General features: G+C 71.0%; 14 protein-coding genes. 7 read left to right on the top strand and 7 right to left on the bottom strand.

The genetic code is table 11. The features are described from left to right. Positions 1 to 3: 3 nt before the first annotated feature. Together ACZ62B_RS27730 and ACZ62B_RS27725 are read right to left on the bottom strand one after the other, a co-directional pair. Positions 4 to 666, bottom strand: coding sequence for a response regulator transcription factor (locus tag ACZ62B_RS27730; RefSeq protein ID WP_344563947.1), 663 nt, complete (start codon positions 664 to 666; stop codon positions 4 to 6). Positions 667 to 758: 92 nt separating this feature from the next. Next, a complete protein-coding gene (locus ACZ62B_RS27725; protein WP_468721447.1) occupies positions 759 to 2,477 on the bottom strand; it encodes a sensor histidine kinase in 1,719 nt (572 codons plus the stop codon). A 219-nt stretch (positions 2,478 to 2,696) separates the two neighbouring features. Here ACZ62B_RS27725 and ACZ62B_RS27720 point away from each other — a divergent pair, with 219 nt between their 5' ends. The 4 genes from ACZ62B_RS27720 to ACZ62B_RS27705 all read left to right on the top strand — a co-directional run bounded on the left by ACZ62B_RS27720 (position 2,697) and on the right by ACZ62B_RS27705 (position 5,918). Next, positions 2,697 to 3,293: an LURP-one-related family protein gene (locus ACZ62B_RS27720; protein WP_344563943.1), complete on the top strand. Its 597-nt coding sequence runs from the start codon at positions 2,697 to 2,699 to the stop codon at positions 3,291 to 3,293. 69 nt (positions 3,294 to 3,362) lie between these two features. Then, positions 3,363 to 3,971 carry a DUF1349 domain-containing protein gene (locus tag ACZ62B_RS27715; protein ID WP_344563941.1) on the top strand — a complete coding sequence of 203 codons (609 nt, stop codon included), beginning with the start codon at positions 3,363 to 3,365 and terminating at the stop codon, positions 3,969 to 3,971. Between the two features lie 87 nt (positions 3,972 to 4,058). After that, positions 4,059 to 4,769 (top strand): DsbA family oxidoreductase, encoded by a 711-nt coding sequence (locus ACZ62B_RS27710; RefSeq protein WP_468721451.1) that lies wholly within the window; start codon positions 4,059 to 4,061, stop codon positions 4,767 to 4,769. 96 nt (positions 4,770 to 4,865) lie between these two features. Beyond that, a complete protein-coding gene (locus tag ACZ62B_RS27705) occupies positions 4,866 to 5,918 on the top strand; it encodes an aminotransferase class V-fold PLP-dependent enzyme (protein ID WP_469692460.1) in 1,053 nt (350 codons plus the stop codon). A gap of 242 nt (positions 5,919 to 6,160) precedes the next feature. Here the strand turns inward: ACZ62B_RS27705 and thpD are convergent, their stop codons facing one another. The 5 genes from thpD to ACZ62B_RS27680 form a co-directional block, all read right to left on the bottom strand. Next, the gene (gene thpD, locus ACZ62B_RS27700) at positions 6,161 to 7,057 is read right to left on the bottom strand and encodes an ectoine hydroxylase (RefSeq protein WP_344563935.1); all 897 of its coding nucleotides are present in this window, start codon (positions 7,055 to 7,057) and stop codon (positions 6,161 to 6,163) included. A gap of 6 nt (positions 7,058 to 7,063) precedes the next feature. Next, positions 7,064 to 7,462 carry an ectoine synthase gene (locus ACZ62B_RS27695; protein WP_344563932.1) on the bottom strand — a complete coding sequence of 133 codons (399 nt, stop codon included), beginning with the start codon at positions 7,460 to 7,462 and terminating at the stop codon, positions 7,064 to 7,066. 35 nt (positions 7,463 to 7,497) lie between these two features. Then, positions 7,498 to 8,769 (bottom strand): diaminobutyrate--2-oxoglutarate transaminase, encoded by a 1,272-nt coding sequence (gene ectB, locus ACZ62B_RS27690; RefSeq protein WP_344563930.1) that lies wholly within the window; start codon positions 8,767 to 8,769, stop codon positions 7,498 to 7,500. Between the two features lie 86 nt (positions 8,770 to 8,855). Continuing rightward, entirely contained in the window at positions 8,856 to 9,362 is a 507-nt protein-coding gene (gene ectA / locus ACZ62B_RS27685; RefSeq protein WP_073937519.1) for a diaminobutyrate acetyltransferase, read from the bottom strand. Between the two features lie 587 nt (positions 9,363 to 9,949). Further along, entirely contained in the window at positions 9,950 to 11,050 is a 1,101-nt protein-coding gene (locus ACZ62B_RS27680; protein ID WP_469692457.1) for a pyridoxal-phosphate-dependent aminotransferase family protein, read from the bottom strand. Between the two features lie 186 nt (positions 11,051 to 11,236). Between ACZ62B_RS27680 and ACZ62B_RS27675 the strand changes: the two genes are divergently transcribed. The 3 genes from ACZ62B_RS27675 to ACZ62B_RS27665 are packed head-to-tail and all read left to right on the top strand — an operon-like array spanning position 11,237 to position 13,723. Next, the gene (locus ACZ62B_RS27675) at positions 11,237 to 12,088 is read left to right on the top strand and encodes an ABC transporter substrate-binding protein (RefSeq protein ID WP_344563927.1); all 852 of its coding nucleotides are present in this window, start codon (positions 11,237 to 11,239) and stop codon (positions 12,086 to 12,088) included. 4 nt (positions 12,089 to 12,092) lie between these two features. After that, positions 12,093 to 12,929: an amino acid ABC transporter permease gene (locus ACZ62B_RS27670; protein WP_344563925.1), complete on the top strand. Its 837-nt coding sequence runs from the start codon at positions 12,093 to 12,095 to the stop codon at positions 12,927 to 12,929. Continuing rightward, positions 12,926 to 13,723 (top strand): amino acid ABC transporter ATP-binding protein, encoded by a 798-nt coding sequence (locus ACZ62B_RS27665; RefSeq protein ID WP_468721458.1) that lies wholly within the window; start codon positions 12,926 to 12,928, stop codon positions 13,721 to 13,723. Before ACZ62B_RS27670 ends, ACZ62B_RS27665 begins: the two co-directional genes overlap by 4 nt.

Raw genomic sequence — 13,723 nt, 5'->3', positions numbered from 1 at the left:
GGCTCACCCCGCGCTCGGCTCCAGGCCCGCGTCGCGGGCCAGGAGCGCCGCCTGCACCCTGTTGTCGCAGTCGAGCTTGGTCAGGATGCGGCTGACGTACGTCTTCACCGTCGCCTCGCTCATGTGCAGGCGGGCGCCGGCGTCCGCGTTGGACAGGCCCTCGCCGAGCAGGGCCAGCACCTCGCGTTCGCGTGCCGTCAGCCCGGCCAGGCGGCGGCGCGCCTCCTCGCCGCGCACGGTGGCGGCCGGGGAGGCGAGGGAGTCCACCACGTGCCGGGTGGCGGCCGGGGACAGATAGGCGTTGCCGGCCGCCGCCGCACGGACCGCGTGGATCAGCTCCTGCGGCGCGGAGTCCTTCAGCAGGAAGCCCGCGCTGCCGTGCCCGAGCGCCCGCAGGACGTTGTCGCGTTCCCCGAACGTGGTCAGGATCAGCACGCGCACCCCCGGCGCGACGCGGCCCAGCTCGGCCAGCGCGGTCAGCCCGTCCATCACGGGCATCTGGATGTCCAGCAGGGCCACGTCGACCGCGGTGCCGCGGGCGGTCTCCACCGCCTCCCGGCCGTCTTGGGCCTCGGCGACGACGTCGATGTCGTCGGCCGAGGTGAGGATCATCCTGATGCCGGCCCTGATGAGCGGCTCGTCGTCGGCGACGAGGACCCGGATCACGCGGCCTCCTGCGCGGTGTCGGTAGGACAAGCGGATGGTGAAGCCCGCCCATCATGCCCGATCCGGTCGCGGGCGCGGCCACGGACCGCCGGTCATATCCTGTGCGCGTAGGACTCCTTGGAGGACAGCTTCCCGTCGCGGAAGCAGAACCGGTAGACGATGTCCTCCTCGTCGTCCACGAAGTGCTCGCAGACGGCGTCCTCGGGCAGCGGCGGGCCGTCCTTCTCCACGCCGTCGGTGAGCAGCGAGCCGCCCTCCGGGAACTTCTTCCTGAGGTCCGCCTCGGCGTCGCCGACCCGGGCCGACTCGTACACGCTCGCCGGGATGACGCCCTTCTCCACCTCGTCCAGCAGTTTCCCCACCCCCCAGAACAGGAGGGCGCCGACGCCCACGACGAGGACCACGGCGGTGAGGGCGCATCCCAGGGCGACGTTCTTCTTGCTGCTCATGATGGTGGCGAACTCCTTCTGCGGATCGGTGCGTCCGATGACGTCACCACCGTCGCCCGCGGAGCCCCCGCCGATCTGCCCCCGGAAGTCGTCGCCCACGGCGACGAAGGTCGCGTCGTCCGGACGGGACCGCCGCTCGCCGTCGCCGTACGGCAGTACACCGGCGAGCCGGAAACCCCCGTCGGGGGTGGGGCCGGTGTGCACCATGCCGCCGACCAGCCGGGCCCGCTCCCGCAGACCCGTCAGCCCCTGGCCGCCGCTGATCGCGGGCGGCCCGGCCGGCGCCCCGGCCGGCACCGGCCCGTTGGCCACCTCGACCACCAGGCTGTCCGGTTCGTAGCGCAGCGCCACGGTGATCGGGGCGCCCGGCGCGTGCTTGTGCGCGTTGGTCAGGCCCTCCTGGGCGATGCGGTACACCGCGCGGTCGGCGGCGGGCGCGAGGGGCCGTTCGGTGCCGGACCGGTGCAGCTCCACCGTCGCGCCCGCGGCCCGCGACGACGCGACCAGCTCGTCGACGGAGGCCGCCGCGCGGTCCGCCGAAGGCCCGGCGTCCTCGGGGCCGGGCACGGACGTCTCCACGTCGTCCCGCAGGATGCCCACGGCCTCGCGCAGCTCCCGCATCGCCGACCTGGAGGCCTCCCGGAGGATGCCCACCCCTTCCCGCTGGCGGTCGTTCAGCTCCGGGTCCACCTCCAGCGCCCCGGTGTGCACGGCGATCAGGGCGAGCTGGTGGCCGAGGCTGTCGTGCATGTCCTGGGCGATGCGCTGCCGTTCCAGCAGCCGGGCCTGTCGCGCCACCATCGCCTGCTCGCGCACCAGTTGGGCGTTGTGCCGGCGCAGGGCGTCGAGCAGGGCGTGGCGCTGGGCGCGGTACCGGGAGGCGAGTCCCGGCACGACCGCCATCACCAGGAACGGGCTTCCGCCCAGCACGACCGTCACCAGCGGCGACAGCCCGAGCCCTTCGTCGGCCGCGACGGTGAGGGTGAGGACGAGGTGGAGCGCGAGCCCGGCCGCGTACGCGGCCAGCGCGCGCGCCGGACGCTCGATGCGGCTGCCCGCCGACCAACTGGCGTAGATCAGCAGTGCGAACGTACCGACGATCGTTCCGGCCAGGGCCGACGAGACCATCAGCACCGTCGCCGGCAGGGCGCGGCGGGCCAGGGACAGTACGGCGACGGCCAGGGCCAGGGCGCCGCCCCGCACCACGGACCCGGTCTCCGTCGTGTGGAGGAGGCCCGCGATCCCGGAGAGCGTCACGGTGAGTACGGCCTCCCCGACGATCCGCTTGCGGGGCCAGGGGGAGGCGGCGGCGAGCCGGTCACGGAGCGGCAGGCCGGTGCGGGGTGTTTCGGCTACGTCCACGCGCAGACGATAGAGGCCCGCCCCCGGACGCCCGCATCCTCCCTTCGGCGCGGCCCCGGACGACGAAAGTGGACTCCCGGCCGCCAAGAGGCCCGTCATCTTTGGTCGTTGCGGGTGACGACTTACGGAGACTGCTTCGGGGCTGGGCGCACGGTGACGATGGCTCCGCCGACGCACACGGGCGACGGCGTGGGGACCGACGGCTTCGGGAGCGGAACAGTGGACAGCAAGGGACAGTGGGCCGGCGGACGTTTCACCGTCCGGCAGGAGACCACCCTCAAGACCGGCCGGTACACCGTGAGCGAGTTGCTGCCGGACGGTTCCGACGGCGGGGTCCTGGCCTTCGCCGAGCTGAAGCGGTTCTCGCTCAAGGAGGAGATGACCTTCTACGCCGACGCGTCCAGGACGCGGGTCCTGTTCACCGTGGAGGAACGCGGCCTCCGCGGCGCCGGCGGCGGTCATGACGTGTGGGACGCGGAGGGCGACCTCATCGGCGGGTTCGAGGAGAAGGCCGTCGCCTCCCTGCTGCGCTCGACGTGGGTGCTGGACCAGCCGGGCTCGCCCGCGGCCGTCGGGCGGGAGCGCAACCGGTTCGTGGCCGTGCTCCGCCGCGTCTGGGACTTCCTGCCGCTGGACCTGGTGCCGTTCCTGTGGCCGTACCACTTCGACTTCGAGACGGACGGCGAGCCGGTGATGAGGGTCGACAAGAAGTTCGGGCTGCGCGACCGCTACGTGGTGGACATGGCCGCGCCCGGTCCGGACCCGCGCCTCGCCGTCGCCCAGGCCGTGGCCCTGGACGCGTTCCAGGACCGCTGACCGGGACCGTTGACCGGAACCGCCCCACCCGGGCCCCCGACGCCGGGCCCCGCCTGGAAGAATCCCGGCATGGACCTGAAGATCCCCGAACTGCCCTTCCCCTTGCGCACCTACGGCCCCGACGGGCACTGGTCCCACGAGGACGGGGTCCTCACCGGGTGGGCCGGGCCCCGGCAGGACCGGTTCGTGCCGCCCACCGGTGAGGCGCTGGACCCGGCCTCCGACGCGCCGCGGCTGCTGGGGGCGCCCGAGGGGGACTTCCAGCTGATCGCGCGGGTCACCGTCGGGTTCGCCGGGGCCTTCGACGCCGGGGTGCTGTACGTCCATGTCGGTGAGCGGGCGTGGGCCAAGCTCTGTCTGGAGTACTCGCCGGACGTGCCCACCGTCTGCACGGTGGTGACCCGGGGGCACTCCGACGACGTCAACTCCTTCACCGTCGACGGCAGTTCCGTCTGGCTCCGGGTGAGCCGCACCGGGCGTGCCTTCGCCTTCCACGCCTCCCGTGACGGCGAGCGCTGGACCTTCGTCCGGCTCTTCACCCTCGGCGACGAGAAGGAGACCGGGGCCGCGCTGGTCGGCTTCATGACCCAGTCGCCGATGGGGGAGGGGTGCGTGGTGACGTACGACCACGTCGAGTACCGGCCCCACTGGCCGAGCGACCTGCGGGACGGAAGCTGAGGCAGGGGAATGAAGGCGGCTCGTTGAATGTTCACGTAGTCGCCGGAGGGAGTCTCCGTACCCGCACGACCTGGAGTGCCGATCACGATGCGCGTCGAAATCTGGTCCGATATCGCTTGCCCCTGGTGCTATGTCGGAAAAGCCCGCTTCGAGAAGGCGCTGGCCGCCTTCCCGCACCGTGAGCAGGTCGAGGTCGTGCACCGTTCCTTCGAGCTGGACCCGGGCCGCGCCAAGGACGACATCCAGCCGGTGATCACCATGCTCACCAAGAAGTACGGCATGAGCGAGGCACAGGCCGAGGCGGGCGAGGACAACCTGGGCACCCAGGCCGCCGCCGAGGGCCTGCCCTACCGCACCCGGGGCCGCGACCACGGCAACACCTTCGACATGCACCGCCTGCTGCACTTCGCCCGTGAGCAGGGCCGCCAGACGGAGCTGCTCGACCTGCTGTACAGGGCGAACTTCGCCGAGGAGCGGTCCGTCTTCAACGACGACGAACGGCTCGTCGGGCTCGCCGGTGCCGCCGGTCTCGACGCGGACGCGGTGCGCGCGGTCCTCGCCGACCCGAAGGCGTACGCCGACGAGGTGCGCGCCGACGAGCGGGAGGCGGCGGAGCTCGGCGCGAACGGTGTGCCGTTCTTCGTGCTGGACCGCAAGTACGGCGTCTCCGGCGCCCAGCCCGCCGAGGTGTTCACCCAGGCGCTGACCCGGGCCTGGGGCGAGCGCCCGCCGCTGACCCTGGTCGACGGCGACGCGGAGGCCTGTGGCCCGGACGGGTGCGCGGTGCCGCAGCAGTAGAACGCGCAGGTCAGCGCGTACGCATAAGGCTTCCTTCGCGATATCGCGCAGAATTCGGCAATGGACGGGGAGATCCCGGGGCCGCACAGTGGTCGCATGGACACCTTCGAGAACCTCGTCCGTGCCGAGTTCGCCCCGAAGAACACCTACCTGAACACCGCGAGCAACGCTCTCCTGCCCGCCCGTACCGTGGCCGCGCTCCAGGACGCCGTACGGCTGCGCGCGGAGGGCCGTGCGCTGGATCCGCTCTTCGCCGACGTCGAGGCCTGCCGTGCCGCCTACGCCCGGCTGGCCGGCGTCCCGGTGGAGCGGGTGGCGGCCGGGGCCACGGTCGCGCTGTACACCTCGCTGGTCGCGGCCTCGCTGCCGCCGGGCGCCGAAGTCCTCACCGCGGAGGGCGACTTCAGCTCCGTACTGAATCCCTTCCACGCGCGCGGCGACCTCAAGGTGCGGGCCGTGCCGCTGGAGCGGCTCGCCGAATCCGTCCGGCCCGGCACGGCGCTGGTCGCGGTCAGCGCCGTGCAGTCCGCCGACGGCCGGATCGCCGATCTCGCCGCGCTGCGCGAGGCGGCCCGCGGCCACGGGGCGCGGACCTACGTCGACTTCTCCCAGGCGGCCGGCTGGCTCCCGATGGCGGCCGACGCCTGCGACTACGGTGTCTCCATCGCCTTCAAGTGGCTGCTCGGCCCGCACGGCGCGGCCTTCCTCGTCGTCCCCGAGGACTTCGGCGACCTGACCCCGGTACAGGCGGGCTGGGTCGCGGGGGAGAACCCCTGGGACAGCTGCTACGGCCCCGTCCCCGAACTCGCCCGCTCCGCCCGGCGGTTCGACTCCAGCCCCGCCCTGTTCGACTACGCGGGACTGCGTGCCTCCCTCGAACTCGTCGAGGAGCTGGGCGTGGACGCCGTACGCGTCCACGACCTGGCCCTCGCCGACCGCTTCCGCGCGGGGCTCGGCACTCTGGGCCACACGCCCGTGCCCTCACCCGGTTCACCGATCGTGTCCGTGCCCGGACTCGGCCGCCTCCAGCCGGAGTTGGCCGAGGCGGGGATCGCGGTGTCGAACCGCGCGGGCAATCTGCGGGCGTCCTTCCACCTGTACAACACGGCCGCCGACGTGGACCGGCTGCTGGACGCGCTGTCCGGCTGACCCCTCCGCCGGACACACGGCAGCGGGCCGGCGCCTCCTTGTCCCACACGAGGAGGCCCGGCCCGCAGTCTGTGTCACGCGGCTGCTTCACCGGAGTGAAGTCCCGCGCCCCGATGCTGTGACGTCCGGGGGGCGACCCCCGGACCCCCGGCCGGTTCCGGCTCATCGGACGGGAGTGAAGTCCCGCGCCCCGATGCTGTGACGTCCGGGGGGCGACCCCCGGATCCCCGGCCGGTTCCGGCTCATCGGACGGGAGTGAAGTCCCGCGCCCCGATGAACTCCGGCCGCCGGATCGGTGCCGCGAACGGCTCGACCGCCGCGTTCTCCACGCTGTTGAACACGATGAACACGTTGCTGCGCGGGAACGGCGTGATGTTGTCGCCGGAGCCGTGCATGGCGTTGCAGTCGAACCAGGTCGCCGAGCCGGCCTTGCCGGTGAACAGCTTGATGCCGTACTCCGACGCCATCTTCGTCAGCGCCTCGTCGGACGGCGTCCCCGCGTCCTGCATCTGCAGGGACTTCTTGTAGTTGTCCTTCGGCGTGGCCCCCGCGCATCCGAGGAACGTCTTGTGCGACCCCGGCATGATCATCAGACCGCCGTTGGTGTCGTAGTTCTCGGTGAGCGCGATCGAGACCGAGATGGTGCGCATGTTGGGCAGGCCGTCCTCGGCGTGCCAGGTCTCGAAGTCCGAGTGCCAGTAGAAGCCGCTGGCGCCGAAGCCGGGCTTGACGTTGATCCGCGACTGGTGGACGTAGACGTCCGAGCCGAGGATCTGCCGGGCACGCCCGACCACCCGCTCGTCGCGCACCAGCTTCGCGAAGACCTCGCTGATCTTGTGGACCTCGAAGACGGACCGGATCTCCTTGGACCGCGGCTCCACGATGGAGCGTTCGTCCGCGCGGATCGCCGGGTCGGTGGTGAGCCGCTCCAGCTCGCGCTGGTACTCGCCCACCTCGTCCGGTCCGATGAGCTGGTCGACGGCGAGGAAGCCGTCGCGGTCCAGGGCCTGGAGGTCACCGGCCGAGACGGGACCGGGCGTGTCCGGGGAGCCCCAGACCACCGGGTCCTGCCGGGGAGTCGCCACCTCGGTGGCGCCGCGGGTGGGGTAGAGATCGGTGACGTTCGTGGTCGTGGTCACGGTGACTCACACCTCCTCGGTGAGCAGCGGGTAGACGCCGTTCTCGTCGTGGTCCTCCCGTCCGGTGACGGGCGGGTTGAAGACACAGATGCAGTGGAAGTCCTCCTTGACCTTGAGCGTGTGCCGCTCGTGGCCGTCGAGGAGGTACATGGTGCCGGGCGTGATGGTGTACGTCTGCCCGGTCTCGCGGTCGGTCAGTTCGGCCTCGCCCCTGGTGCAGACGACGGCCTCGATGTGGTTCGCGTACCACATCGACGTCTCCGTACCCGCGTACAGGATCGTCTCGTGCAGGGAGAAGCCGACCTTCTCCTTGGCGAGGACGATGCGCTTGCTCTCCCAGGTGCCGGACGCCGATTTCACGTGCCGGTCGGTGCCTTCGAGCTCCTTGAACGAACGGACGATCACGGTGTTGCGATGCCTCCTCGGCTCGGATGGGTGTTTCAGGCGGTTTCCCGGACGGCGCGGGCGAGGATCCTCAGGCCCTCGTCCAGCTCGTCCGGGGTGATGGTCAGGGACGGCAGCAGCTTGACGACCTCGCTCTCGGGGCCGGACGTCTCGATGAGCAGCCCGAGTTCGAAGGCGCGCCGGGCGATGCGGCCCGCGCGCTCCTTGTCGTGGAACTCCATGCCCCACACCAGGCCGCGGCCGCGGTACTCCTTGACGTCGGCGAGGTTCTCCTCGGTGATGGCGATCAGCGCCTGCTCGGCCTGCTCGCCGCGCGCACGGGTCTGCTTCTCCATCGCGGAGCCGTCGGCCCAGTACGCCTCCAGGGCCGCGGTGGCCGTGACGAAGGCGGGGTTGTTGCCGCGGAAGGTGCCGTTGTGCTCGCCCGGCTCCCAGACGTCCAGTTCGGGCTTGAACAGGGTCAGCGCCATCGGCAGCCCGTAGCCGCTGATCGACTTGGAGACGGTGACGATGTCGGGCGTGATGCCGGCCTCCTCGAAGGAGAAGAAGGCGCCGGTACGGCCGCAGCCCATCTGGATGTCGTCGACGATCAGCAGCATGTCCTGGCGTTCGCACAGGTCGGCCAGGGCGCGCAGCCACTCGGGCCGGGCGACGTTGATGCCGCCCTCGCCCTGCACGGTCTCGACGATCACGGCGGCGGGCTTGTTGAGGCCGGAACCCTGGTCCTCCAGGAGCCGCTCGAACCAGAGGAAGTCCTCGACCTTGCCGTCGAAGTAGTTGTCGAACGGCATCGGCGTGCCGTGCACCAGCGGGATGCCGGCGCCGGCCCGCTTGAAGGCGTTCCCGGTCACCGCGAGCGAGCCCAGCGACATGCCGTGGAAGGCGTTGGTGAACGACACGATCGCCTCGCGCCCCTTCACCTTCCGCGCCAGCTTCAGCGCGGACTCCACGGCGTTGGTGCCCGTCGGGCCCGGGAACATGACCTTGTACGGCAGGTCGCGCGGGCGCAGGATCCAGTTCTGGAAGGACTCCAGGAACGCGCGCTTGGCCGTCGTCGACATGTCGAGGCCGTGCGTGACGCCGTCCCGCTCCAGGTAGTCGATCAGGGCCCGTTTCAGCACGGGGTTGTTGTGCCCGTAGTTGAGTGAGCCGGCTCCGGCGAAGAAGTCGAGGTACTCGTGGCCGTCCTCGTCGTACATGCGGCTGCCGTGCGCACGGTCGAAGACGGCGGGCCAGCCGCGGCAGTAGCTGCGTACCTCGGACTCGAGGGTCTCGAAGACACTGAGGTCGGGCTGGGTGATGGTCACGACGAATCGCTCCTCGGTGGCGTGGGAGGTCAGAGGGAGTCGGAAGAAGTCGGAAGAGGCCAGGAGGCCGGGGCCGGGCCGCGCGGTCAGCGCGTGAGCGGCCCGATGCGGTACAGCACCTCGGGGTCGTGCGGCCCGTCGGGGAACTGGCCGGCGTCGAACAGCACCTCGCGCTCCAGCAGGGCGCCGTGGCGCTCCGCGAACGCGGTGAACAGGCGCTCGGAGGCGGTGTTCCCCGGGGCGATGGTGGTCTCCACGGTGTCCACCGCGTGCTCCTCGGCGGTCCGGGCGGCCAGCCCGTCGAGCATCGCCGCGGCGAGGCCGCGGCCGCGGTACGACGCGTCGACCGCGACCTGCCAGACGAGCAGGGTGCGCGGGCTGTCCGGCCGCAGGTATCCGCTGACGAAGCCGATCGGCTCTCCGCGCTCGTCGCGGGCGACGGCCGAGGTGGCGGCGAAGTCACGGCACCACAGCAGATAGCTGTACGACGAGTTCAGGTCGAGGACCTTCGAGTCCCTTGCTATCCGCCACAGCACGGCTCCGTCCGCCACGGTGGGGCGGTCGATTTGCAGGTCTGCTTGTGCGGCAGTCATGCGAATTGAACTTACCCAGGTAAATTCAAAATTGCATCGTCTGTCGGGGTTACGCGACGGCGTGATCTGTGTTATCGCGCGTGCGGGTGTGGTCGCGCGAGGGACCGGCGATATGCCCTGATTTGAGCGGTGCATACGGCGCGAATCGGGCGTGATGTGGAACCGGTCACAAGTGTGTAACTCCCGTGACGGTGCCCGGAAAGCTCGCGAAATCGTGTCGTTTAGGTCCGAGGAAACCGGGCAGAAGAAGACGGGAAGCTGCTCCGGAAGGTAATCGGGAAATAAGCGAAAGAATGTCTGGGGAGAATCTGTGCGAGGGATTCCGATAATCCCACGGAATTCACGGTCCGGTTACTCCGTCGATACCCTCCCGCAGAAGGCCGGCGTGACCGCCCCCGCCGCCCCTTCCCCGGGGCTCCGCCCCGGACCCCGCTCCTCAGACGCCGGAGGGGCTGGAAATCAGCCCGTCCGGCGCTTGAGGACGAGGCCCGTTCAGGGCCGAAGGGGGGTCTGGGGGCGCAGCCCCCAGGGTCGGGACGGGAAGGGGCGGCGGGGGCGAAGGATCAACGGACGACCCCGGCCCGCGCTCAGCGCCAGGCCGCTTCCGCGGCCCGCAGGGCCCCCTCCGTGTCCACGACCAGCCCCTGCTCGCCGAGCGCCGCCCCCAACGCCGCCAGACTCGCCCGCACCGCCCCCGGCGCCGCCTCGGGACCATAGTGGTTGACCCGGATCATCTCCTTGGCGAGCGCACCCCCACCCGCGGCCAGCGGAAGCGCCGGATCGGCGGCCAGCGCACGGGCCACCAGCTCCGACGCCACCGTGCCGGACGGCGCCCGCAGGGTCGTGGCGACCGGCGCCGCGTCCGCCGCGTCACGCACGTACGGCTCAAGACCCCCGCCCAGCGCGACCGCCCCCGCACGCGTCGCCGCCGCGGCCGACGCGTGCCGCGCCATCACCGCGTCCGGCCCCGCCGCCTCGATCCGCTCCACGCACGCTTCCAGCGCCAGCATCTCCAGCTGCGCCGGAGCGTGCAGCAGCGCCTTGCGCCCGCCGTCGATCCAGCGCTCCTTCCAGTCCAGCAGCGACAGGTGCGACCGGCGCGGCGCCCGGGGGTTGGCCGCCATCCGCGCCCACGCCCGCTCGCTCACCGACACCGCCGACACCCCGGCCGGACCGCCCATCGCCTTCTGCGCCCCGATCACGCACAGGTCCACGCCCCACGCGTCCGGCAGCACCGGCTCCGCCCCGATCGAGGCCACCGCGTCCAGGTAGAACAGCGCCCCGTGCGCCCGCACCACCTCGCCGATCTCCGCGACCGGGTTGGTGTTCCCGGTCGCCGCCTCCGCGTGCACCAGGGACACGAAGTCGATCTCCGGGTGCTCGGCGAACGCGGCCCGCACCTGCTCGGCCGTCACCGCCGTGTGGAAGGGCACCGTCAGGTCGATCACGGTGGCGCCGCAGTCCCGCAGCCAGTCGCCGAAGGTCTGTCCGTAGGGGCCGGTGATGACGTTCAGCGCGGTCGTGCCGGGACCGGCGGTCGCGCGGATCGCGCCCTCCAGCGGCAGCAGCGCCTCGCCCTGCATGATCACGACGTCCTGCCGGGTGTTCAGCAGCCGTGCCACCCGGTCCTCGATCGACGCGAAGTGCGCGGCGCTCAGTGGGGGCAGATCGAGGAGGAGGTGGGTCACGGCGGTGCTCTCTTTGCTCGGCGGCTGCGCGGGTACGTATGACGAGGTCGAGGGTAAACCTTCGCCCGAAGGGGAGCCCGACCGCACGGTTCGCAGGCCGGACGCCCTCGTGACCATCGGTTTGGTTTGAGGCTCTCAAACCCGTCCTTATAATCGGAACTCACAGTTCCCTGACAGGAGGCTCCCGTGAAGACGCTCCCCGGCCGCCGGGCCCGTGTGCTGGCCGCCACCACCGCGACGGCCGGGCTGGTCCTCCTGACCGCCTGCACCTCCAGCGACGACTCGGGCAGCGGCTCCAAGACCGCCGCCGGCGGTGTCGAGCTCGTCAAGGCGGGGCAGCTCACCACCTGCACCCACCTCCCGTACCCGCCCTTCCAGTCGGAGATCGACGGCAAGGTGCAGGGCTTCGACGTCGCGCTGATCGACCTGGTCGCCGAGGACCTGGGCGTGAAGCAGGAGATCCTCGACACGCCGTTCGAGAACTTCAAGACCGGCGCCTTCCTCAACTCCGGCGAGTGCGACCTGGCCGCGGCCGGTATGACCATCACCGAGGAGCGGAAGAAGAACGTCGACTTCTCCGACCCGTACTTCAACGCCACCCAGGCCGTCCTCGTCGACAAGGACAGCGGGGTCGCCTCCCTCGCCGACGTGAAGTCGAAGAACGTCAAGCTCGGCGCTCAGGCGCAGACCACCGGCGAGGACTACGTCAAGGGCCAGGGCTTCGACCCGGTCTCCTTCGAGTCCTCCGACGCCGTCCTCAACGGCCTGCGCACCGGCCAGGTCAAGGCCGTCGTCATCGACTACCCCGTCGTCCAGGGCTGGCTGAAGGACCAGGCCAACGCCGACGCCTTCGAGGTCGCCGAGCAGATCGACACCGGCGAGCAGTACGGCGTCACGGTGAAGAAGGGCAACACGGCGCTGCGCGAGGCCATCGACAAGGCGTTCGCGGACGCCAAGGCCGACGGCACGTACAAGGAGCTGTACGAGAAGTGGATCGGCCCGTACGACGAGTCCGCCGCCTCGCCGGCCGCGTCCTGATCCCATGGCCGACACGGAGAAACTCCCCCTCCAGCCGAAGAAGAAGGGCCTGACCAGGCGCCAGAAGCGGAGCCTGTCGCGCGGCGCCCAGTACGCCGTCTTCGTCGCGGCCGTGATCGCCTTCGCGGTCACGGCCGACTGGGGCAGGCTGCAGAACCAGTTCGCGCAGGCCGACATCGCCGAGCGGATGTTCCCCGACGTCATCACGCTGGCGCTGAAGAACACCGTGCTCTACACGGTCACCGGCTTCGCCGTCGGGCTCGCCCTCGGCATGGTGATCGCGCTGATGCGGCTGTCGTCCGTCGGCCCGTACCGCTGGCTGGCCGGCGTCTACATCGAGATCTTCCGCGGCCTGCCCGCCCTGCTGATCTTCATCTTCATCGGCGTCGCCGTACCGCTCGCCTTCCCCGGTACGGAGATCATCGGCGGTACGTACGGCAAGGTCGCCCTCGCCCTCGGCCTGGTGGCCGCCGCGTACATGGCGGAGACGATCCGCGCCGGCATCCAGGCGGTCCCCAAGGGGCAGATGGAGGCGGCCCGTTCGCTGGGCTTCTCGCCCGCCCGCGCCATGGTCTCCATCATCATTCCGCAGGCCTTCCGCATCATCCTGCCGCCGCTCACCAACGAACTCGTCCTGCTCTTCAAGGACTCCTCGCTGGTGCTGTTCCTCGGCGTCACCCTGGAGGAGCGCGAACTGTCCAAGTACGGCCGCGACCTGGCCAGCCAGACCGCCAACTCCACTCCCATCCTGGTGGCCGGCCTGTGCTACCTGCTGATCACCGTCCCGCTCGGCTTCGTCGTGCGCCGTATGGAGGCCAAGGCCCAGGAGGCCGTGAAATGACCCCGAGCCGACCGGAGATCCGCGTCAGCGGTCTGCGCAAGTCCTTCGGCGACAACCAGGTGCTGCGCGGCATCGACCTGGAGATCGGCCAGGGCGAGGTCGTCTGCGTGATCGGCCCGTCCGGGTCGGGCAAGTCGACCCTGCTGCGGTGCGTGAACCTCCTGGAGGAACCCACCGAGGGCCAGGTCTTCGTCGGCGGTACCGAACTCACCGACCCGGACGTCGACATCGACGCCGTACGCCGCCGCATCGGCATGGTCTTCCAGCAGTTCAACCTCTTCCCGCACCTCACCGTGACCGAGAACCTCACGCTGCCGCAGCGCAGGGTGCTGCGCAGGGGCAAGGCGGAGGCCGCGAAGGTCGCCGCGGAGAACCTGGGGCGGGTGGGCCTCGCCGAGAAGGCGGACGCCTACCCGTCCTCCCTCTCCGGCGGCCAGCAGCAGCGCGTCGCCATCGCCCGCGCGCTGGCCATGGGCCCCGAGGTGATGCTGTTCGACGAGCCGACCTCGGCGCTCGACCCCGAGCTGGTCGGCGACGTCCTCGCCGTCATGCGGATGCTCGCGAACGAGGGCATGACGATGATGGTCGTCACCCACGAGATGACCTTCGCCCGCGAGGTCGCCGACCGGGTCGTCTTCATGGACGGCGGAGTGGTCGTCGAGGACGGCGCCCCCGAGCAGGTCATCGGCCGGCCCCGCCACGAACGCACCCGCCACTTCCTCTCCCGCCTCCTCGACCCCGCCATGGCGGACGTGGAGGAGGAGACCTCGGACCAGGTGGGCAAGTCCGAGTAG

The organism is Streptomyces sp. NPDC053426, from assembly GCF_055585405.1.
This window is presented reverse-complemented; position numbering and strand designations above follow the sequence as displayed.